Source organism: Nostoc sp., from assembly GCF_036917535.1.
Lineage (GTDB): Bacteria > Cyanobacteriota > Cyanobacteriia > Cyanobacteriales > Nostocaceae > Nostoc.
Genome location: NZ_JBALDA010000063.1, coordinates 70,326 through 90,022, shown reverse-complemented (window position 1 = coordinate 90,022; position 19,697 = coordinate 70,326). Strand labels below are relative to the sequence as shown.

At 42.1% G+C, this 19,697-nt stretch carries 23 protein-coding genes and 1 pseudogene; 15 read left to right on the top strand and 9 right to left on the bottom strand.

All coding sequences use genetic code 11. From position 1 onward, the window contains the following. Positions 1-300 precede the first annotated feature (300 nt). From V7K56_RS20750 to V7K56_RS20730, 5 genes are all read left to right on the top strand, one after another. Entirely contained in the window at positions 301-1,197 is an 897-nt protein-coding gene (locus V7K56_RS20750; RefSeq protein WP_322729795.1) for an ABC transporter permease, read from the top strand. Between the two features lie 95 nt (positions 1,198-1,292). Continuing rightward, complete coding sequence (locus tag V7K56_RS20745) at positions 1,293-1,502, top strand: hypothetical protein (RefSeq protein ID WP_334913117.1); 210 nt, start codon at positions 1,293-1,295, stop codon at positions 1,500-1,502. A gap of 137 nt (positions 1,503-1,639) precedes the next feature. Continuing rightward, entirely contained in the window at positions 1,640-2,542 is a 903-nt protein-coding gene (locus tag V7K56_RS20740; protein WP_334913115.1) for an ROK family protein, read from the top strand. A 3-nt stretch (positions 2,543-2,545) separates the two neighbouring features. Then, positions 2,546-2,785, top strand: a complete 240-nt coding sequence (locus V7K56_RS20735) for a hypothetical protein (RefSeq protein ID WP_334913113.1) — start codon at positions 2,546-2,548, stop codon at positions 2,783-2,785. A 227-nt stretch (positions 2,786-3,012) separates the two neighbouring features. Then, positions 3,013-4,491, top strand: coding sequence for a sugar ABC transporter substrate-binding protein (locus V7K56_RS20730; RefSeq protein WP_334913111.1), 1,479 nt, complete (start codon positions 3,013-3,015; stop codon positions 4,489-4,491). Between the two features lie 170 nt (positions 4,492-4,661). Here the strand turns inward: V7K56_RS20730 and V7K56_RS20725 are convergent, their stop codons facing one another. Then, positions 4,662-5,084: a hypothetical protein gene (locus tag V7K56_RS20725; RefSeq protein WP_334913109.1), complete on the bottom strand. Its 423-nt coding sequence runs from the start codon at positions 5,082-5,084 to the stop codon at positions 4,662-4,664. A gap of 115 nt (positions 5,085-5,199) precedes the next feature. Then, positions 5,200-6,837, bottom strand: coding sequence for a CTP synthase (locus V7K56_RS20720; protein WP_334913107.1), 1,638 nt, complete (start codon positions 6,835-6,837; stop codon positions 5,200-5,202). Positions 6,838-6,921: 84 nt separating this feature from the next. Between V7K56_RS20720 and V7K56_RS20715 the strand changes: the two genes are divergently transcribed. The 5 genes from V7K56_RS20715 to V7K56_RS20695 all read left to right on the top strand — a co-directional run bounded on the left by V7K56_RS20715 (position 6,922) and on the right by V7K56_RS20695 (position 10,382). Beyond that, positions 6,922-8,676, top strand: coding sequence for an N-acetylmuramoyl-L-alanine amidase (locus tag V7K56_RS20715; protein ID WP_334913105.1), 1,755 nt, complete (start codon positions 6,922-6,924; stop codon positions 8,674-8,676). Between the two features lie 194 nt (positions 8,677-8,870). Next, positions 8,871-9,266 (top strand): type II toxin-antitoxin system RelE/ParE family toxin, encoded by a 396-nt coding sequence (locus V7K56_RS20710; protein WP_334913103.1) that lies wholly within the window; start codon positions 8,871-8,873, stop codon positions 9,264-9,266. Continuing rightward, positions 9,238-9,555, top strand: a complete 318-nt coding sequence (locus V7K56_RS20705; RefSeq protein ID WP_334913101.1) for a helix-turn-helix domain-containing protein — start codon at positions 9,238-9,240, stop codon at positions 9,553-9,555. The genes V7K56_RS20710 and V7K56_RS20705 overlap by 29 nt, the downstream gene beginning before the upstream one ends. A gap of 26 nt (positions 9,556-9,581) precedes the next feature. After that, positions 9,582-9,812 carry a DUF2283 domain-containing protein gene (locus V7K56_RS20700; RefSeq protein ID WP_334913099.1) on the top strand — a complete coding sequence of 77 codons (231 nt, stop codon included), beginning with the start codon at positions 9,582-9,584 and terminating at the stop codon, positions 9,810-9,812. Positions 9,813-10,034: 222 nt separating this feature from the next. Next, the gene (locus V7K56_RS20695) at positions 10,035-10,382 is read left to right on the top strand and encodes a hypothetical protein (protein WP_334913097.1); all 348 of its coding nucleotides are present in this window, start codon (positions 10,035-10,037) and stop codon (positions 10,380-10,382) included. 96 nt (positions 10,383-10,478) lie between these two features. On the opposite strand, the gene V7K56_RS20690 is transcribed toward V7K56_RS20695, so the two are convergent. Both V7K56_RS20690 and V7K56_RS20685 read right to left on the bottom strand, forming a co-directional pair. Beyond that, positions 10,479-10,793, bottom strand: a complete 315-nt coding sequence (locus V7K56_RS20690; RefSeq protein ID WP_334913095.1) for a hypothetical protein — start codon at positions 10,791-10,793, stop codon at positions 10,479-10,481. A gap of 550 nt (positions 10,794-11,343) precedes the next feature. Then, positions 11,344-12,006: a hypothetical protein gene (locus tag V7K56_RS20685; RefSeq protein WP_334913093.1), complete on the bottom strand. Its 663-nt coding sequence runs from the start codon at positions 12,004-12,006 to the stop codon at positions 11,344-11,346. Between the two features lie 133 nt (positions 12,007-12,139). Between V7K56_RS20685 and V7K56_RS20680 the strand changes: the two are divergent. After that, positions 12,140-12,316, top strand: a pseudogene (locus tag V7K56_RS20680) (IS701 family transposase); the annotation flags it as partial. Between the two features lie 332 nt (positions 12,317-12,648). Here the strand turns inward: V7K56_RS20680 and V7K56_RS20675 are convergent. Further along, the gene (locus tag V7K56_RS20675) at positions 12,649-12,972 is read right to left on the bottom strand and encodes a hypothetical protein (protein WP_334913091.1); all 324 of its coding nucleotides are present in this window, start codon (positions 12,970-12,972) and stop codon (positions 12,649-12,651) included. A 76-nt stretch (positions 12,973-13,048) separates the two neighbouring features. Beyond that, positions 13,049-13,825 (bottom strand): Uma2 family endonuclease, encoded by a 777-nt coding sequence (locus V7K56_RS20670; protein WP_334913089.1) that lies wholly within the window; start codon positions 13,823-13,825, stop codon positions 13,049-13,051. A 159-nt stretch (positions 13,826-13,984) separates the two neighbouring features. On the opposite strand from V7K56_RS20670, the gene V7K56_RS20665 reads away from it, so the two are divergent. Next, positions 13,985-14,386 (top strand): hypothetical protein, encoded by a 402-nt coding sequence (locus tag V7K56_RS20665; protein ID WP_334913087.1) that lies wholly within the window; start codon positions 13,985-13,987, stop codon positions 14,384-14,386. 243 nt (positions 14,387-14,629) lie between these two features. On the opposite strand, the gene V7K56_RS20660 is transcribed toward V7K56_RS20665, so the two are convergent. Continuing rightward, positions 14,630-15,214, bottom strand: a complete 585-nt coding sequence (locus V7K56_RS20660; protein ID WP_442940122.1) for a pentapeptide repeat-containing protein — start codon at positions 15,212-15,214, stop codon at positions 14,630-14,632. A 14-nt stretch (positions 15,215-15,228) separates the two neighbouring features. Here V7K56_RS20660 and V7K56_RS20655 point away from each other — a divergent pair, with 14 nt between their 5' ends. Then, positions 15,229-15,765, top strand: a complete 537-nt coding sequence (locus tag V7K56_RS20655) for a YraN family protein (RefSeq protein ID WP_334913085.1) — start codon at positions 15,229-15,231, stop codon at positions 15,763-15,765. A 70-nt stretch (positions 15,766-15,835) separates the two neighbouring features. Here the strand turns inward: V7K56_RS20655 and V7K56_RS20650 are convergent, their stop codons facing one another. Then, on the bottom strand, positions 15,836-16,225 hold the full coding sequence (locus tag V7K56_RS20650; protein ID WP_012412259.1) for a hypothetical protein: 390 nt from the start codon (positions 16,223-16,225) through the stop codon (positions 15,836-15,838). 272 nt (positions 16,226-16,497) lie between these two features. On the opposite strand from V7K56_RS20650, the gene queA reads away from it, so the two are divergent. Next, positions 16,498-17,655: a tRNA preQ1(34) S-adenosylmethionine ribosyltransferase-isomerase QueA gene (gene queA / locus V7K56_RS20645; RefSeq protein WP_334913083.1), complete on the top strand. Its 1,158-nt coding sequence runs from the start codon at positions 16,498-16,500 to the stop codon at positions 17,653-17,655. A gap of 120 nt (positions 17,656-17,775) precedes the next feature. Then, positions 17,776-18,618 carry a methyltransferase domain-containing protein gene (locus tag V7K56_RS20640; RefSeq protein WP_334913081.1) on the top strand — a complete coding sequence of 281 codons (843 nt, stop codon included), beginning with the start codon at positions 17,776-17,778 and terminating at the stop codon, positions 18,616-18,618. Between the two features lie 208 nt (positions 18,619-18,826). Here the strand turns inward: V7K56_RS20640 and V7K56_RS20635 are convergent, their stop codons facing one another. Beyond that, positions 18,827-19,570, bottom strand: coding sequence for a response regulator transcription factor (locus V7K56_RS20635; RefSeq protein WP_334913079.1), 744 nt, complete (start codon positions 19,568-19,570; stop codon positions 18,827-18,829). Between the last annotated feature and the right edge of the window lie 127 nt (positions 19,571-19,697).

Genomic DNA, 19,697 nt, shown 5'->3' with positions numbered 1-19,697 from the left:
GGAAGCAAGCTACGCGTTGGCGAAGCCTCTCTGCAAAGAGAAGCGTCTCTGCAAGAAGCTCACCGTTGGCGAAGCCTCTTGTAGAGAAGGTATCGTTATTAGAGTTTATCGAAAATAGCCAAGACAAGCGAGAAGTCCAACGGGCGATGCCTTCGGCAAGGCTTCGCTAACGCTGTCAAGATGCTACTAGAAGGATGCATTCATGTTGTTATCTAATCAATGATTAAGGATGTTTACGCAATCCCCTATCTAAATATGTAAAATGGTCAGCGTATCTTGCTTGATCCAGGCGATCGCTTTATGGCCATTACAAAACGGCGACTACCGACATTTTTACAGTTTGGCAAAAGTCTCAATCTTTCCCAAAAACTCATGTTCATCGGGTTAGGGATTACCCTATTTTTTATCTTCCTGGCCTTCTTCGCTCCCGTATTGCAGGCTTGGGGATGGCTGCAAAACCCCAAAGATTTCCTCTCTAATCCAATTCATGAGCCACCCTCAGCTAAACATTGGTTTGGTACTAGTCGCCTCGGCTATGATGTGTTCTCCCGAACATTGTTCGGCGCTCAAGCTGCTTTGCAGGTGGTGATTTTGGCAACGGCGCTGAGTATGATTATTGGTGTGCCTTTGGGGATGCTTAGTGGGTATCTCGGCGGTAAATTAGATAAAGTGTTGCTATTTATTATGGATAGCATCTACACTCTACCGGGGCTACTGCTATCTGTAACGCTGGCATTTGTGGTGGGGCGTGGGATATTAAATGCAGCGATCGCTATTAGCATTGCCTACATCCCCCAATATTACCGGGTTGTTCGCAACCACACCGTCAGTGTGAAAACTGAAGTGTTTATTGAAGCTGCTCAAGCAATGGGTGCTTCGACTTGGGTTGTGCTTTCCCGTTATCTGTTTTTCAACGTCATTCAAAGCGTACCCGTCCTATTTACACTCAATGCCGCTGATGCAATTTTGGTGTTGGGCGGTTTAGGCTTTTTGGGGCTAGGACTTCCCGAAGAAGTGGCAGAATGGGGACATGATTTAAAACAAGCTCTAGAAGCTCTACCTACTGGTATTTGGTGGACTACGCTTTTCCCTGGTTTAACTATGACATTTATGGTGGTAGGGTTATCACTACTTGGTGAAGGGTTAAATGAATTTGTCAATCCCCGATTACGGAGAGAAAATAGAATCCGACAGTAATCATTGGTCAGTAGAGACCCGATTAATCGCGTCTGTACAATGGTCATTAGTTTTAAACAAAGGACAAATGACAAATAAACAATACAGAGATTTATATGAAAGATAATCTAACGTTAATTGCTGCCGCTACTGGCGGGTTTATCCTTTCGATTGCTCTTGCTGGTATTTTAAGAGGAGCGCCAATAACAGCTTGGCAAGAGCAATCTAGTTTCCGCAGCACGACTTTTGCTAATTTACAGAAATCAGAGTTGAAAGCTGCGCGTCTTTTCCCAAGCGGAGACACTGCGCGAATAGATCGGGGGTGAAAACGACTCGCACCTAATAATAGGGAATAGGGAATAGCTGTTCACCAATTACCAATGCCCCATGCCCAATGACAAATGACAAAGCGCAAAGTCTGAGCGGAGGTTTCCTCCGATCAGAACTTTGTAAGAGAGGACAAATGACAAATGACAAAATTCAAGTAATTGGCATTGATGTTGGGGGAACAGCAATTAAGCTGGGGCGTTTTGCAGCTGATGGTACTTGTCTGCAATCTATGACTGTGGCAGCTCCCCAACCAACAACACCGGAAGCAGTGTTGGCGGTGCTGATAGATGCGATCGCTCAAATCGATCCAGATAATCAAGCTATTGCTATTGGTGTTGGTACTCCTGGGCCATCCGATGCCGCAGGACGCATTGCCAAAATCGCTATTAACTTACCTGGATGGATTGATGTGCCTTTAGCAGACTGGTTAGAAGCTAAAACTGGCAAACCGACTGCGATCGCTAATGATGCTAATTGCGCTCTTTTGGGAGAAGCTTGGCTAGGAGCCGGTCGCCACTTTCAAAATCTGATTCTGCTAACTTTAGGTACTGGGGTTGGTGGCGCAATTATTCTTGATGGCAAACTATTTATTGGACATCAAGGAGCTGCCGGAGAATTGGGTTTAATTTCATTAAATCCTGATGGCCCAATTTGTAATAGTGGCAATCGAGGCTCTTTGGAACAATATGCCTGTGCGACTGCAATTCGCCGCCGTACTCTCAAGGAACCCATCGAATTGGGTTTTCTTGCTCGACAAGGAGATGCCGCGGCATTGACTTTTTGGCAAGAATATGGTAGAAATTTGGGAATTGGTTTGACGAGTTTGATTTATGTACTCACACCGCAAGCGATCGTGATTGGTGGCGGTATCAGTGGTAGCTTTGAGTTTTTCTTACCAAGTGTGAAGGCAGAAATTGAGAAGCGAGTACAGCCTTTATCACGAGCGGGTTTACAAATATTGCCAGCAAAGTTGGGCAATTTTGCAGGGATAGTAGGTGCAGCAAAGTTGGCATGGCAATGCTATTCAAGATTTTAAATTATGGTTCAAACAACCCCAGCTAGTACCGCAAGGCGGAAGTCAAAAGGAGCCAGTGCGTTGGGGAGACAGCGCCGTGGTGAGGCAGTCGCTCAGAGGGGGTTCCCCCCAAGAGGAACTGCCGAAAGTGTTTCCCGACTTGAGGCGACTGTCGTCGGCTCTGCCGACTTGTTCGCGCAGCGTCTCCCCTTGGGAGAAGCAACTGGCGTTCAAAAGTCAAAAGTCAAAAGTATTATGGAATGAGCTTTTTAGGGATTTTAAATGGTTGCTCTATTTATGCCTTAGCGTACTAGAGACATTAGTATTTAGGAATTAGTAGAAGAATAATTTGCTTTGGAGCTTGCTACAGACACCAACTTTTTTGCAGAATAGACAGAGAACTTAGGATTGTGGATTGAATAACACTTGAATAAGCCTATGTGATGTCAGAAGATGCAGTAAAGATGTTTTTCTGACAAAAATCATAAAAAATGAGTATATTATTCAGAACCAAAGCCAATCCAAGAGCTAAAGGCTTTAAGAATCAGCAAAGAGTCAAGCAAACTTTTACTGTAATGCTAATGAGAGCTAGCCATCGCTACGTACTCGTGGCATTGATACTCAGCTTGATAATTCTTGCCTGCATTAACATCTTAAAATCTAATCAATCCTTAGTCATTGAGTCTCCTATTAACACTAAAGTTCTGAAGATTTGGTCAGATAAAGGTTATACTTTGGAAGAGGATGAAGCGCTCCAGAAGATTATTAGTAACTGGGAACAACAAAGCGGCAACAAAATTAAACTTACTTTCTATACTAACGATGAGTTGCCACAAAAGACTCAAAGGGCACTTCAGGCAGGTAATTCGCCTGATCTCGTAATAAATAGCAGTGCTGAGAGGGAGCTGTATCCACGTCTTGCCTGGGAAGGTAAACTGGCAGATGTCTCTGATGTAATTGAGCCAGTCAAAAGTATTTATTCTGAAGGTGTGTTGGAAGCAGTTCGTTTATATAACAACGTTGATAAAAAGCTGAGTTACTATGCAGTCCCAATTAATCAATTAACAATTCACATTTTTTACTGGCGAGACTTGCTAGAGCAAGTAGGTCGAACTCAAAGCGATATCCCCAAAGAGTGGGATGTTTTTTGGGAGTTTTGGAAACAAGCACAGGATGATTTGCGCGCACAGCAAAAACAGAATATTTACGGGTTAGGTTTTCCTTTTTCCACTGGGTCTACAGATACCTACTACTTATTTGAGCAGATTTTAGAGGCATACAATGTCCAAATTTTAGACTCCAAGGGTCAACTTCTCCTCAACGATCCTCAGGTGCATCAAGGTATTGTTGAGAGCTTAGAGTGGTATGCGAAATTTTTCCAGCAGGGTTACGTACCACCAGATGCAGTAAACTGGTTAAATCCAGACAATAATCGCAGCTTGCTCAATCGTGGCGTGGTTATGACGCCTAACTCCTCGCTCTCGATTCCTGCTGCTGTCCGCCAAGATCCTGACACCTATCGTCACAAGCTTGGTATCCTAGAATTTCCGAACAAACCCAATGGTAAACCGATGCGCTACTTAGTCTCGGTTAATGAAATAGTTTTGTTTGCCGAATCTAAAAACCAAAAGGTAGCCAAAGACTTTCTCACGTATTTAATTAAACCTGAAGTAATAGGAAACTATCTTAAAGCTACCGGAGGTCGGTATCTACCAGTAATGAAGTCTGTTTGGAAAGACCCTTTTTGGACAAATCCAGCAGATCCTCATCTTTCCACTGCAACTCAAACACTGACTAAAGGTCTAACTCGCCCATTTTATATTGTTCAAAACCCTGCTTACAGCCTAGTTTTAGAAGAGAATGTTTGGGGTAAGGCTCTCAATCGAATAGTTGTTAATAGCATATCTCCAGAAGAAGCAGCAGACACGGCGATTGAGCGGATAAAACAAATTTTTGACGAATGGCAGTGAGCGATAAGTAGAATGGCGTAAATATTTGTAGTTGGGATGAGGCAGGAGGCAGAAGGCAGGGGGCAGAAGTTCTTTAATTTTGAATTTTGTTAGCGCAGCGTTAGCAAGTCCGCGAGCGTCATTTTGAATTTTGAATTGTTAATGTTACCTTGTTCTGCTACACAGTAATTTCAAGACAAAGAATATCCTGTTGCTTTCTGAACGTATTTCACAACTTTTTCATAAGATTCAGGATTACTTACAGGGTTGATGATAATAGGAATAGTGCCATCTGGCAACCAAAAAGTTATTCTGCCGTTCGGTTCATGACAAAAGGAACTGATGCAGTTGAGATTTATTACATATTCATTTTTTTCGTAAATTATTTTTACCCAGTGGGCACAATCTAATTCTAATCCTGTCACACATTCTAAATAATTGAGAATTTTTTGATAGTCTTCCAGATTATTTTGTGGGTTAATTACTATGGGAATAGCACTATCGGGTAGCCAAAAAGTAACTCTGCCATTCAGTTCATAACAAAAAGCATGGACACGTTCAAAATTTACTACAAATTCTTTCCTTTCGTAAAGGATTTTCACCCAGTACGCCACAACATCTCCTCAAGTCCAAAATTTACGAATGATGCACCCTGAATATCCAAATCTACTGAAGCTTTAAGTTAATGTTGTAATTAATTATGAATTATGAATTATGAATTATGAATTGTTATGACACCTCCAATGGCGTTGGTGTACTAGATGTCGAAAGAGAAAGAGCGATCGCTGTTTGAATGAATCCTTTAAATAAGGGATGAGGTGTACTGGGGCGTGATTGAAATTCTGGATGAAATTGGCAAGCAAGAAAGAATGGATGCTTGGGTAATTCCACAATTTCAACTAAACGTCCATCGGGAGAAGTACCACTAATCGTATAGCCAGACTTTAACAACAAATTGCGGTAAGCATTGTTGAACTCATAGCGATGTCGATGTCGTTCATAAATCACATCTTCTTGATAGAGCTTAAAAGCTAAAGTATCAGGGAGAACACGACAAGGGTATAGCCCTAAGCGCATTGTACCCCCTAAATCCACAACTTCCTGCTGTTCTGGCAATAAATTTATTACAGGATTAGTTGTGTAAGGGTCAAATTCAGCACTATTAGCACCTGTTAATCCCACTACGTGCCTAGCCCATTCAATTACAGAACATTGCATACCCAGGCATAAACCCAAGAAGGGAATTTGGCGTAAGCGGGCGTATTTAATCGCGGCAATTTTACCATCGACTCCCCGAACCCCGAAACCTCCTGGCACAACTATGCCATCGACACCTTTAAGATAATTTTCGGCTGGTTCAGTTTCCAAATCTTCTGAATTCACCCAACGCAGACGCAGTTTGCCATAAGTGGAGATTGCAGCATGGTTCAGTGCTTCCACTACAGATAGATAGGCATCACTTAACTGCACATATTTACCAACAATCGCAATTTCTACCTCATGCTTAGGACTATGTAATCGTTTTACCAGGGTTTGCCACTGCGTCAAATCTGGTTTACGTTGTTCCATTTGCAGCAAGTTCAGCACTTGTTCTGCCATTCCTTCTCGTTCTAGATTTAGGGGTACTTCATAGATACTTTTGGCATCTTGGGAAGTGATGACGCATTCTTCTGGCACATCGCAAAATCCCGATAATTTCTGCTTTAATCCTTTGGGTAAAGGGCGATCGCTCCGACAAACTAAAATATCTGGTTGAATGCCAATGGATCTCAGTTCTTTAACTGAATGCTGTGTCGGCTTAGTTTTCATTTCACCCGCAGAAGCAATCCACGGTACTAGCGTTACGTGCATGTACAGCACATTTTGCCGTCCCACCTCTTTACGGAACTGGCGAATTGCTTCTAAAAACGGCAGTGATTCAATATCTCCCACCGTCCCGCCAATTTCTGTGATTACTACAGAAGGGTTTGTACTTTTAGCAACTCGCAGAATCCGCTCTTTAATTTCATTGGTAATATGAGGAATTACCTGTACAGTACCGCCATTGTAGTCTCCCCGCCGCTCTTTGTTGATGACTGCTTGGTAAATCGAGCCAGTAGTCACACAATTTAAGCGCGACATTGAAGTATCGGTAAAGCGTTCGTAATGCCCCAAGTCTAAATCTGTCTCCGCACCATCTTGGGTAACGAATACTTCCCCATGCTGAAAGGGACTCATTGTGCCAGGATCGATATTAATATAAGGGTCAAGTTTGAGAATCGACACCGAATATTTGCGCGACTTGAGCAAACGCCCTAGACTTGCTGCTACAATGCCTTTACCAATACTGGAAACTACGCCTCCAGTAACAAAGATAAACTTAGTCATAGTAGTTTGAATTTCTAACGACTTCTAAAAATACATCCCGTCATTGTGCCACAGTTATTGTGGTGTCATCTTCTGTGATTTGCTGTGAAAAAACTTCTAGGATTAGTAATATTAGGCTTTATTCTTTCCTCCTCCATAGCATTGGCACAGCCATCTCTTATAGTTGTTTTTCCCCAGACAAACTACCAAACTAGTGCCCAAAAAATCTTTTTTCTGGGCACTGCACCACCAGATGGTCAGGTTTTGATCAATAGTAAGCCAATTACCCGCAGCAAAGCTGGTCATTTTTCTCCTAGTTTCCCCTTGCAATTGGGGGAGAATCTTTTTACTGTGCGTCGCCAGAATCAAGAACTTAAGATTAAGGTGATCAGGCTTAACGCTAGCCCGGAACTACCACAGGGGGTAGCCTTTGCGAAAGATTCCCTGACTCCGGCAGTTGACATTGCCAGATTACCGGGAGAAGTAATTTGTTTTGGCGCGATCGCACCCCCTAATGCTAATGTCTCTGTAAACTTGGCTAATCAAACTATTCCCCTTTCATCCCAACCTCAACAGGCAGAACTACCAAGCAATTTGGCAGCTTTGACAGGGCAAAATCAGCCTCATGCCCAGTCTAGCGTAGGCGATTACAAAGGTTGCACCACAGTGGCAACGGCCGCCGATCTAGGAAAACCTCAGTTTCAACTAACGCTCAATGGCAAGACGATAACTCAACCAGGGACTGGTAAGATTGAAATCCTTTCAAGAGCACAGTTGCCAGTTTTTGAGGTTACAGTAGAGTCAGGCGTTGCTCGTACCGGCCCAAGCACCGATTATTCCCGACTTACACCACTGCCTAAAGGCACGCGCGCAACAGTAACAGGTAGAGAAGGTGAATGGTTGCGCCTGGACTATGGCGCTTGGATTAATAGTAAGGAAGCTCGCATTCTACCTGGTGCAATTCCGCCACAGACAATAATTCGCAGTGTCGGATACCGTCAACTCCCTGGTGCCACAAAGATAGTTTTCCCCTTACAAGTTCCCGTACCTGTGAGCGTGCAACAAAGTGAGGGTGCTTTCGCTCTCACTCTTTACAATACTACTGCCCAAACGGACATTATTCGCCTGGATGATGACCCCCTAATTTCTCGCCTAGATTGGCAACAGGAGGCTCTAGGACAAGTAAAATACACCTTTAACCTCAAAAAAGCTCAACAGTGGGGATACAAGCTGAGATACGACGGTACAACCCTGGTTTTGACTTTACGTCATCCGCCGAAAATTGGGAACACAAGACGCAAGCCTTTAGCTAATTTCAAGATTGTACTCGATCCGGGGCATGGAGGTAAAGAAACTGGTGCCAGTGGGCCAACTGGATATTTAGAAAAAGATTTGAATTTGGTGGTATCCAAGTTGTTGCAGGATGAGTTGGTGAAGCAAGGAGCAACAGTAGTGATGACGCGGGAGGATGACAAGGAACTTTCTCTAGCAGAACGTCAGGCAATTATTAGTAAAGAAGAACCATGCATCGCTATTTCTATACATCACAACTCTCTACCCGATGATGGTGATGCTGAAAAAATCAAGGGATTTGCCGCTTTTTGGTATCAACCCCAAGCCCATAACCTCGCAATGTTTTTACACAACTATGTAGTCAAAAAAATTGGCAAACCTTCTTATGGTGTGTTTTGGGATAACCTGGCGCTGACACGTCCGACAGCTGCACCATCGGTATTACTAGAATTAGGTTTTATGAGCAATCCTGATGAATTTGAGCAGATAGTGAACCCAGAGGTACAGAAGAAAACAGCTAATGCGATCGCTCAAGGGATTACTGAGTGGTTTATGAGTGTTAAATAAATTTGCAGTACAACTAGTTCCTCATTGTATTTAGTAGAGTGCGATCGCCTCCGGCGGAGCGTAGCCCATCGCTCTTTTTTAGCTAGTTCCTGCTCATATTGCGATCAGTCTTTGTTCAAGCTTTTTGACTTTTATAGTGTATTGCCAAACATAGCACCAAGTGCTATATGATAAGCAAAGGCAATGACCATAGCATGATAATCTATAAAATCCGATGGTTTGACCGTTGGGCACGCAAAGAGGGTTTAAATGACCTTACCCTCTGCACGGCTGTCAACGAAATGACGGCAGGACTTTACGAAGCCGATCTAGGAGACGGACTGTTCAAAAAGCGGATTGCCCGCTCTGGAGAAGGTAAGCGTGGTGGCTTTCGCACATTGGTGGCAACCAACAAGGGAGATTGCTGGTTTTTTGTTTTCGGCTTCCCGAAAAACGAGCGCAGTAATATTAACAAAAAAGAAGAAGAAGCATTAAAAAAGCTGGCATCAGTGCTGTTATCTTACACGCTAGAGGATCTCGAAAAGGCCAAGCTAGAAGATGAATTGATGGAGGTAATTTGCAATGGTGAAGAAGAAATCAGCGATTCTTGAAGCCGTTCACGAAACGGCTACAAGGCTGCACAAGGCTGGACTGATGGATCAGACTACATTGCATGAATTCAACAGTCTGTGCTTGCCTGGGATTGAACCGCTTGAACCTAAGCAAATTAAGGAAATACGCGAATCATCTCATGTCAGTCAGGCAGTATTTGCTGCGATTTTGAATACAAGTCTATCAACGGTTCAAAAGTGGGAAATCGGTCAGAAGCGTCCCAGTGGCACTGCTCTTAAGCTGTTGCACCTAGTTAAGAAACGGGGATTGAATACCTTGATTGATTAAGGGTTATTTTTGAGGAAAGTGACCCTATGAAAATTAGTTATGACCAGGAAACTGACTCACTTTATATTCGCATAGTCGATGGATATCATGAATGTCGTACTTTCCGCTTAAACGATGAAATAGCATTAAATATTGGTGCGGGTGAAGTTTTAGTTGATGTAGAAATTCTTGATGCAAAAGAGGTTATTGGATCGGGTCAGTTGCCAGAAGTTGTTTTAGAGAATATACCATTTCAGGTTGTATCAACGGCAGCTTGAAGCCATAGAAAGTCTAGTTCTGAAACATTAATTGCTCTGCTAAATTTGCGATCGCCTATCTCTAATCGTAATAGGATGTAATACGGGTAAAGAAAAGGGTAAAATTACTGCACAAAACAACTTGTGTTAAATTTTTAACAAAAATTGACATTTTAGGTGTTTTATCGTTTGATATGATAAATAATATTTACTAAAAAAATTAATAAAAATTTAAGTAAAACAGTGGAAGAAAACTTGTGGAAGTTAAAAGAATACCAAGAAGACCTTAGACGACGTAAAAAAGAGTGTGAGGAGACTAGGCAAAGATTTCAAGGATATTTAGAGGTTGTTGATATACGAGAAAATCTTATAAAAGAAGCTTTAAGGGCTGAGGAAATTTCTAATAGGAGTGACTTTAAAGAAAACTTTTGTCAAAGATATACAGAGAGGTTTCAACCTTTTGTAGATATCGCAGATACAGTAATAGATATTTGTACTGCACTTAATATAAATTTGCCAGCAACGATACCAGCTATGATAACTATCAAGATTCTCAAACTGGGCATTAATTCTTATTGCAACAACGGCTGATACCTTTTATAAAATGGTTTCAGCCGTAGGTTTTTTGTCTTAGTAGTGGTAGTTTCAGGTATGGTAAATAAGATATCTACGAACTATTGCATACCCTCAATTATCAGGATTTTCAGCCAACTTAATTTGATACTCAACTTCAGCTAGCTCATCATCAACCATTTTAATTTGCTCATCCAGATCCTGAATCTCTTGTTTAATATAAGATTTAGTCAAAGGATGACCATAAAGAGCTTTCTCATCTTCCTTTTGTTGAGTAACAAGATTATTAACCATATCTACTAAGCTACTCTTTGAGTTATTCAGAAGACCTAGTGATACTAAAGTCTCCACTGCGTCAATCACAGCACCCCTATATTCTGGACTCGCCATGTTACTATTTTTGTACTGGAGACTGATAAGCGGCTTCATGATTTTTGACTCTAACAAGAGCGTAAAATTGTGTACTTCAACAAAAAAATAGATAAATATATAATTCTTCTGGAATTTCTCATATGACAACTAAGTATATCATCGTGCCAAATACTTGTAATATTGACCATGCAATGATTTACTTTTGATTACGTTGTGATTTATTTTTGATTGAATTGAACAGCTAAGTCAGAAACAGTTTCAAAAAAATTTTCAACTTTACCCTTAAAAATAAGAAATTGACAGGCTGAAACACTTGAACCTTCCCAATTTTTAGAGCCTGAAACCCTTATAAATGAATTGTCATTTGTCACAAGTTTAGGCTGTAAGGGGTATCGAGTCAATAATTACATACATCTCGGCTGTGCGATTCGTTCAAAAGGGAATACATAACCTTGGGTGAACACGCAAAGGTGATAAAATGTTTGTAATAAGGATTGCTCCTCGCTGAATTAAATCCCGCCCATGAGTTCGTTGATTACACGCGCATCACTCAGGTCGGCACCGCTCAAGTTTCGCCCCTTAACTGACTGACTGACAATCTCCTGTACTAAACGCCATTTTTTTCATCAAGTTCGCTACTTTTGTCACCATCTGAACTTTCGCTCAAAATTTGAATATCTTCAACAGGAAAACCGCCTAATTCTTCTAGTTCTCCTGATTTAATAAAAGATATAAGTCGTTCGATATCCTCTTGATAACCCTCTACAATTAATTTAATACTACCTTCTTGAATATCAATAATTTCGATAGTTTCTCCTGAATATTCTCGTAAAATCAATTCAATAATTTTTAAATTTTGAATTGAATTTATTTCACCTTCTAATATGATAGCAGCTTTAATTTTTTGAGTTGATTTATCTATTACAGTCACTTTACGGCGAAGTTTTTGCACTGGCTCCACCCCCTCATTAGTATCAGAGCTACTGCTAGCTTTTATTTCTAGCCGCTCTGATTTTTCTTCTGTTATTGCCGCAATTTCTCTCCAATTCAGTTTTAGTGCCTCACATATCCTTCTAAAGGAATCAAGCTGAATTGGTTCGCGCTGAAAAAATTTTGTAACTGTATTACGAGCTAAAAGTTGAGATTTTGCAAAGTTGCTTTTTGAACCAAATCCTAGCCTTAACAAAGCTTTTTCCGCTATTTCAACACCTTTTGGAGAGGCGATGATAGTTATTTTCCTTTTTTTTGTGCCTTGGCTAGGGTTTATCATAGTCTGGCTAGAGTTTTAAAAAAGTGATGATTTATGCAATCAAAAGTAGAGTATAAGACAATCATAGAAAAGTCGAAAGAAATTCACCATAAAGAGGTAGGATCACCAAAGCTGACGTTTGCCGCCACATAACTGGCATCAGATGACAGGAGGCTTGAGACGCAGATGGGCGAACAAACCTTTGAACACCTTTCCTGAAGCTTTGGAAGCATTTAGAACGGATATATTCTATAGATTCTTCGATTGGTTGACCCTTAACTGTGACGTGTTTACTGCCTATAAAGCCAGTTTGGACTTTATTTGGGTTTGATTTTTGTCTACTCATATCTTGCACCTGGAAATAGAGATGTCAAATCCTTGACTAAGTGCAATGTGAGTAAGGCGTTCAATATCAAGTAAAAGAAGAGACACGACTATTTTGGGAAAAATAAATTCAAGAGCTATTTGTGCAGCCTGACCCCAATCAGGTGGTGATGCTCCTTGAAGATGCAGATAAGTCCAATGAACAATGAGGTAGGCAGTCAAAGAAAGAATTAGCCAGCGATACATACCCAGCAGAGTTCCTTGCCCAAAGCGATGCAAACCAAAACGATGCTTTGCGGTTTTGAACCATCCCTCAATCTGCCATCGGCGTTTACCCCACTACTTGAGAGTAGAAGCTTTAATTGGACGAGTAGACAAGACAAAGCGTTTTTCTAGTTTGCCATTATCCCGCTTTAAGTAATACCAACAAACAGTAACAGTCAACTTTAAACCAAACAGGTAAACCTGTTGACCCTGCTGATGTAAACGTCTTAAAAGTCTACCGTCGGCTAATTTACGGCTAATAGCTACACCTGTAACAGCATGATATTTCAGCCGACGTATACCTTCAAGGAATTCTACACTGCCAAAGGCTGTATCAGCTAAAATAATTGTCTGGAAGCGTTGAGTTAAAGATTGCGGTAAAAGTTTAACTAGTTTCAATCCTAGCTGTGCCGGGGAAGGCGTTCCTTTACCCGTGATTACTAAGTTTTTTGGCTTGCCATAACTTACGCAAATATTACTCTTCTAGATCGATACCCATTGCCCTAAGCCGTTCTGCTAATTGTGCAACTTTTTGTTCTGCTTGCTCGGCCCTTTGCCTTTGCAACTCGGCTTCTTCTTTACCAATCAGCAACAAATTTCCCTCTAAATCCCACCAGCGCAACCAAAATTGCTCGGGATTATTTAAGTAATTTCCTTGCCATAACCCTAGTTCCACTCCTAAAGGAGGAATTGGATAACGACCTTGCTCATTAGGCTGCATCTTGTGGTAGGAAAAATCTACGAGATGATAAAACTCTAGTTTTTCATTACTAATTTCATAAATGGCATAGTAAGGAATTCGGATTACTCGCTCATATACCCAAAATTTACCTGGTTTTGCCCCTTCCCGACTACCAGCTAAAGGTAAAGGAGTGACATCACGTTCTTCATCGCCATTACCACTAGCTAGTTCTATGGCAATCAATGGAGGTATATATTCCCGCCACAAAACGTATGAGCGACGGTTTTTGCCATCTAGCCTTGGTAGTACACCAGGGACATAAAACCAGTCGGGTGCTGCTGCTCCTTTTTCTGGCGGATCGGTTTCTCGCCAGTAAATACCGCAATCTTGACCAATGCAATACTGTCCATCTGGATGTAGGTGTTGCAAAACCTGAGCAATTGAGTCTGTGAGAATGATGGTTTGAGGATACTCTTGAAAATTTTTCACAAACGTACCATCAGACTCTGGTAGTTGAGTGTGATCGGGAAACTGGGGTGGTATAGCAATATCAGCAAGTGTTTCACTCATACTTTGAAAAGTATTGCAGCTATTTAGTCCTTTACGCTTCCCATCAGGTATTACCAAGTAGTATAACACCTTGCGATATCTTGATTTCAGTGCTTCTACCCTGCCAGAACAACTTTGATTACGGGTAGAAATATATGAAATCTTATATTTTGAAAACGTATGTGTTTTAAAATCGGCGGTATAGTGGGAGCGATCGCTATTTTACTAAGCAACGGCAGTGCGATCGCCGAAGGTGTTGGCGCAGCCATCGCCCAAGATGCACAAAGGTATATCACTGTCGGGCATGATAAATTAGGAAACAGTGTAGCTCTGGATACAAAAACTATTAAGGGCACGACATACAAGCTTTACGGGATTTACGGAGATGGCATCTTCGAGACTACCTTTGATGCATCTTGCACAGAATCGCGGCTTTTTCGCAATCGCATTGCAATTTACGGGCCAGAAGGACAGCTACTTGAAGAGGATAAGGAGAAAGGAGAAATCGCTTTTGTAGCAAGTTCTTCACCAGGCAAAGGAATGAAAATTGTTTGTCAAAAGATTGGTGCCCGTGGTTGGTAAGCTGTTACGCATTTAATTTGTATATTTAATCGTGAAGGCTGTCATTGGTCATACCCTGCGGGAAGGCGAAGCGCCTACGTCATTAGTCATTTGTATTTCAAAGGACAGATGACTAATGACAAAGGACGTTCTGAGTGCAAAAATGTACAATCTAGACGCGCATCAGCTTAGATGCTCAATATTTTATGAGTAGGGGGACAAGGGGAACAATCGTGCCCAATGTCCCATATCTTTAGTTGTCAGCTAAGGACAAAACAACGTGTCACGCGTATCTCGTCCTGTAGTGGGATTAGTCCCTTTGGCAAGTTTGCACAATTTTTTTTGCTCATCAGGACGCAGCAGGGTATCAGTAAAATCTGCCCCATCAATGATTGCACCATCAAATCTGGCGTTAGCAGCAAAGGCACCTTCCAACAGTGCATTTGTCAAATTTGCTCTGACTAAACGAGCTGAGTCTAAAGTGGAATTTCTCAAATCAGAACCCTCCAAATTCGCAGACTCCAAATTTGCTGCAAAGAAACTGACACCGTTCAAATTAGCGCGGCTGAAGTTGCTCTGGCGAAGATTAGCTTTGGTAAAGCTGGAGTCTGTTAAATCGCGTCCTGAAAAATCAGCCTCAACCAAAATTTCTTTATTATATTCAAGTGCCAAAGCTGTTGGAGCAAAACCGACTGTTGCAATGATGCCAACTATTCCCCATAGGAATAAGCTGAGTATGCTTGTCCAAATTCGATGGTTTGTTTTACGCTTCAACCCTAACTTTGTTCGGCATAAGGCAAGTGTAGAACCCGTAGTGCGATCGCTTAACCTAGAATTTATACAATTCATGATATTTTTAATCAATGGCTAACCTTCCTCCATCTCATTATCCAGATATTGGTCATTTAGGAGAAGACCTAGTAGCCCAATGGTTGCAATCTACAGGTTGGGTAATTCTCTATCGTCGCTTTTCTAGCCGCTGGGGGGAAATTGATATCATTGCTGAATATTCTGGAGGAGGTGGGGAGCAGAGGAGCAGAGGCGCAGAAGGGAGAATTCCTAACTCAGGACTCAGTACTCAGGACTCATTATTGGCATTTGTTGAAGTCAAAACCCGTAGTTCAGGTAGTTGGGATACAGGGGGAAGAAGTGCAATTACCCCACAAAAGCAAACAAAAATCTGGCGGACAGCTGGAATATTCTTAGCCCAGTACCCTGAGAAGGCAGATTATTCTTGCCGATTTGATGTTGCTATTGTCTACTGTCAAAGGATATCAAAAAATTTGACTGGGATTACAGCAAATCAGGAAGCTCTAGCTACTTCATCAGTACCCGGATATAAGTTTAAGCTGCAAGAATACATCCCCGCAGCTTTTGACTCTTCAATTGATAATGGTTAATCGATAATCGATAAAATATCTTAATTACCAATGACCAATAATTTTGTAGTGGCGTTACAACCAAATAGGATCACGCCAAAGTTTCTGGACAGTAACCTAAGCCCCGGACAAACTGTTGCCGGAACGCTTCAATTTCGTCTCTCTCTGGGCTACCATGAGAAACGATCGCTACCTGATAACGACGCATCACATCCACAGGGCACTGTCCCGCTTCCAAACTCCAAAGTGCCATTTGCACCCTCATTGGCGGTTCGTAGCTAATTCCTAATTCATTTAGAAAAGCCCGAAAGTCGCCATCTTCTTGGGGCGAGACTTGACCTTTAAGTTTGATCCTAACCACCCAGCCATCAATTTGATGAATTACGGTGACGAATGAAACTGGTGTCTGGGGTCTAGCGTGGAGGTGTTGAACGACCCTCAGGGTTAGACTGGCATTTGCCAGATAGTACAAGTATTCCATGTTTGTTGGTGCTTGGGATCAAAGCCAATGCTACATATCTATATTCGTCAATCAGTGCCTGTTCCCGGTAGGGTAAAAGCCCCCGTTTTTAGATGGGGAGGTTTACCCAATTTTTATGTTAATTTTTCCGTGTTACTTAATAGTAACAATCTTATAGCCTTGCGACCAAACTGAGCAAAGATGCCTTAAAGTTCTTTTAGAAGGAAAGCTAAATGAAGCTTTTTTAAGCGAGTATAAATACTAAGATAAAGCAAAAACTAGTATAAGCCAATTTGAAAGATAGTTCTAGCCCACAAGAAAAAAATTTGGAATTAGATTGCTCGGTAGCTGGCTATGACTACAAACTACCTCCAGAACTCATTGCCCAAAATCCAGCAGTTCCTAGAGATAGTTCGCGGTTACTGGTAGTTGATTCTCCCACTTCAGGCACCGAAACAGCACCCCTACACCACATTTTCCATGATTTGCCCGCACTGCTACGCTCTGATGATTTGTTGGTTATGAATAATACAAGAGTCATTCCAGCGCGGCTTTATGGTCATAAATCTACTGGTGCTAAAATCCAGGTGTTGCTCTTGGAAGAACGGCAGCATAATTGTTGGTTAGCTTTAGTTAAGCCAGGAAAAAGCTTCAAATTAGGAGCGAAGATTGTTTTTGAAGCAAGGCAATTAGGAATTGGGGATGATAAAGATTCTTCCCTAGTCCGCAGCCCCCAGTTAACGGCTACGGTTCTAGAAACAGACGCAGCAACTGGGGGGCGTTTGTTACAATTTGATGTACCAGCAGAAAAAACTTTGGTGCAACTGTTAGAGGTATTTGGTGAAGTACCGTTACCACCGTACATCACTACTTCAGAAGCAGCTGATGAGCAGTATCAGACAGTTTATGCCAAACAGCCAGGAGCGATCGCAGCTCCAACGGCAGGATTACACTTTACCCCAGAATTATTACAACAGTTGCGCGATCGCAAAATTAATCAAGCTTTTGTGACGCTACACGTTGGTGTTGGCACATTTCGCCCTGTGGAAGTAGAGGACGTAACTACTCATCAGATGCATGAAGAATGGATTGAAGTTCCCACCGCTACAGTAGAGCAAATCCGCGCCACTAAAGCTGCTGGCGGTCGAATTATTGCTGTGGGAACAACGGCAGTACGGGCTTTAGAAGGGGCGGCTCAATCTGGTAATTTACAACCGTTTTGCGGAAAAACAGACTTATTTATTTATCCTGGCTACCAATGGCGAGTGGTAGATGGTTTGATTACAAATTTTCACTTACCGCGTTCCAGTTTGTTGATGTTGGTAAGTGCCTTAATTGGCAGACAACGATTATTGAATATATACAATGAAGCGATCGCTTTTGGATATCGCTTTTATTCATTCGGTGATGCCATGCTAATTTTGCCGTCAGCCGTGGGAGTGGGGAGTTAGGAGACGTGATAATCGCGTCTCCAAATTCAAAATTAATATTCTGACCTTATTCAAAAACATACATGGTAGCCTACCTGTATATTTTTTTGAATTCTACTTCGTCTCAAAACTACTTTTTTCATGAGTGCAACACTTTACCAGCAAATCCAGCAGTTCTACGATGCTTCCTCTGGTCTGTGGGAACAGATTTGGGGGGAACACATGCACCACGGCTACTACGGTGTCGATGGTAGTAATAAAAAAGACCGTCGGCAAGCGCAAATTGATTTAATCGAAGAACTGCTCAATTGGGCGGGGGTACAATCAGCAGAAAATATCCTCGATGTGGGTTGTGGCATTGGTGGCAGTTCTTTATACCTGGTAGAAAAGTTTAATGCTAAAGCTACAGGAATTACTTTGAGTCCTGTGCAAGCTGCCAGAGCAACGGAACGCGCTTTGGAGGCAAATTTGAGTCTGAAAACTCAGTTTCAGGTCGCCAATGCTCAAGCAATGCCCTTTGCTGATAATTCTTTTGATTTGGTTTGGTCGCTAGAAAGCGGCGAACACATGCCAGATAAAACTAAGTTTCTCCAGGAATGTTATCGGGTATTGAAACCTGGCGGCAAGTTAATTATGGTGACTTGGTGTCATCGACCGACTGATAAGTTACCACTGACGGCAGATGAGGAAAAGCATTTGCAGGATATTTATCGGGTGTATTGTTTGCCTTATGTAATTTCTTTACCAGAGTATGAAGCGATCGCCCGTCAACTTCCATTAAACAATATTTGCACCGCCGATTGGTCAACTGCTGTCGCCGCCTTTTGGAATGTAGTAATTGATTCGGCGTTCACTCCTCAAGCGCTTTGGGGCTTACTCAATGCCGGTTGGACTACCATTCAAGGGGCGCTATCACTGGGGTTGATGCGTCGCGGTTATGAACGCGGGTTAGTTCGGTTTGGTTTATTGTGTGGGAATAAGTAGAAACGTTCTTTGGGAAAAGACCGCGCTGTTTGATTACAGCGCGATGTTTTATCTTAATTTCTCACTGATATGCTTGTAGAGACATGTGTATTGCAACGTCTCTACACACCGTAAATCTGATCAATAACCTTAACTAAGCGGTAAGGAATAAGAGTTACAGAGAGTTCTTGCCTAAGCGACAGCTTAGTTAAGGGAATTTAGCGTGATTTCATTCAACGACTGTTACCGAAGCCCCTTCATTGGATGGAGGTATAGCGGGTAATTCAAGACAGTATCCAGCACCATACACTGTCTTGATATAGCGGGGATGGCGAGGATCTGGTTCTAGCTTGGTTCTCAAGTGGCGAATGTGGACTCGAATCGTTTCTATGTCATCATCAGGATCGTAGCCCCAAACTTCTCTGAGGATTTCGCTAGGAGAAACCGTTTGACCGTGGCGTTGCAGCAAGCAGTGAAGTAGCTCAAATTCCAAATGAGTCAATTTCACCGTTTCATTGAACCATATCGCCTCAAATCTTTCGGGAACAAGGGTTAATGAGCCAAAGTTGAGAATCTCACTGTGCTTTGCGGCTTGGGGAATCCGGTCAGTACGCCGCAAAAGTGCCCGCACGCGTGCCAGCAGTTCTTCAACTTCAAAAGGTTTGGTGAGGTAGTCATCTGCGCCAGCATTGAAGCCTTCCACCTTGTCCTGAGTTTGGCTCAAAGCTGTCAACATTAATACGGGAATCTCAGAGGTGCGATCGTCGCGGCGCAGACGTTGGCAAACGGTAAACCCATCTACCTTAGGCAACATTAAATCGAGCATGATCAAGTCTGGTTGTAGCTGGAGAGCCAGCGCTTGACCTTTGATGCCGTCTTCAGCTTGACTAACATCGTAACCAGCCATTTCCAAGTTGACGGCAACTAGTTCTGAAATCGCTGGGTCATCGTCTATGACAAGAATCCTCGGCATTCTTAAAAAATTATTACTACTTATTAAGGATAATTAACAACCTTTGATAGATACAAAGATTTTTGAATCAATTATGTAAAAGGTTTTAAATCTTACATAAATATTAAGATTAAATGACTGTGAAATC

Excerpts from the sequence above, each read along its gene's own strand:
- V7K56_RS20750 (WP_322729795.1), top strand. The coding sequence starts at position 301 with ATGGCCATTACAAAACGGCGACTACCGACATTTTTACAGTTTGGCAAA.
- V7K56_RS20745 (WP_334913117.1), top strand. The coding sequence starts at position 1,293 with ATGAAAGATAATCTAACGTTAATTGCTGCCGCTACTGGCGGGTTTATC.
- V7K56_RS20740 (WP_334913115.1), top strand. The coding sequence starts at position 1,640 with ATGACAAATGACAAAATTCAAGTAATTGGCATTGATGTTGGGGGAACA.
- V7K56_RS20735 (WP_334913113.1), top strand. The coding sequence starts at position 2,546 with ATGGTTCAAACAACCCCAGCTAGTACCGCAAGGCGGAAGTCAAAAGGA.
- V7K56_RS20730 (WP_334913111.1), top strand. The coding sequence starts at position 3,013 with ATGAGTATATTATTCAGAACCAAAGCCAATCCAAGAGCTAAAGGCTTT.
- V7K56_RS20720 (WP_334913107.1), bottom strand. The coding sequence starts at position 6,837 with ATGACTAAGTTTATCTTTGTTACTGGAGGCGTAGTTTCCAGTATTGGT.
- V7K56_RS20710 (WP_334913103.1), top strand. The coding sequence starts at position 8,871 with ATGATAATCTATAAAATCCGATGGTTTGACCGTTGGGCACGCAAAGAG.
- V7K56_RS20705 (WP_334913101.1), top strand. The coding sequence starts at position 9,238 with ATGGTGAAGAAGAAATCAGCGATTCTTGAAGCCGTTCACGAAACGGCT.
- V7K56_RS20700 (WP_334913099.1), top strand. The coding sequence starts at position 9,582 with ATGAAAATTAGTTATGACCAGGAAACTGACTCACTTTATATTCGCATA.
- V7K56_RS20690 (WP_334913095.1), bottom strand. The coding sequence starts at position 10,793 with ATGAAGCCGCTTATCAGTCTCCAGTACAAAAATAGTAACATGGCGAGT.
- V7K56_RS20685 (WP_334913093.1), bottom strand. The coding sequence starts at position 12,006 with ATGATAAACCCTAGCCAAGGCACAAAAAAAAGGAAAATAACTATCATC.
- V7K56_RS20670 (WP_334913089.1), bottom strand. The coding sequence starts at position 13,825 with ATGAGTGAAACACTTGCTGATATTGCTATACCACCCCAGTTTCCCGAT.
- V7K56_RS20665 (WP_334913087.1), top strand. The coding sequence starts at position 13,985 with ATGTGTTTTAAAATCGGCGGTATAGTGGGAGCGATCGCTATTTTACTA.
- V7K56_RS20660 (WP_442940122.1), bottom strand. The coding sequence starts at position 15,214 with ATGAATTGTATAAATTCTAGGTTAAGCGATCGCACTACGGGTTCTACA.
- V7K56_RS20655 (WP_334913085.1), top strand. The coding sequence starts at position 15,229 with ATGGCTAACCTTCCTCCATCTCATTATCCAGATATTGGTCATTTAGGA.
- V7K56_RS20650 (WP_012412259.1), bottom strand. The coding sequence starts at position 16,225 with ATGGAATACTTGTACTATCTGGCAAATGCCAGTCTAACCCTGAGGGTC.
- V7K56_RS20640 (WP_334913081.1), top strand. The coding sequence starts at position 17,776 with ATGAGTGCAACACTTTACCAGCAAATCCAGCAGTTCTACGATGCTTCC.
- V7K56_RS20635 (WP_334913079.1), bottom strand. The coding sequence starts at position 19,570 with ATGCCGAGGATTCTTGTCATAGACGATGACCCAGCGATTTCAGAACTA.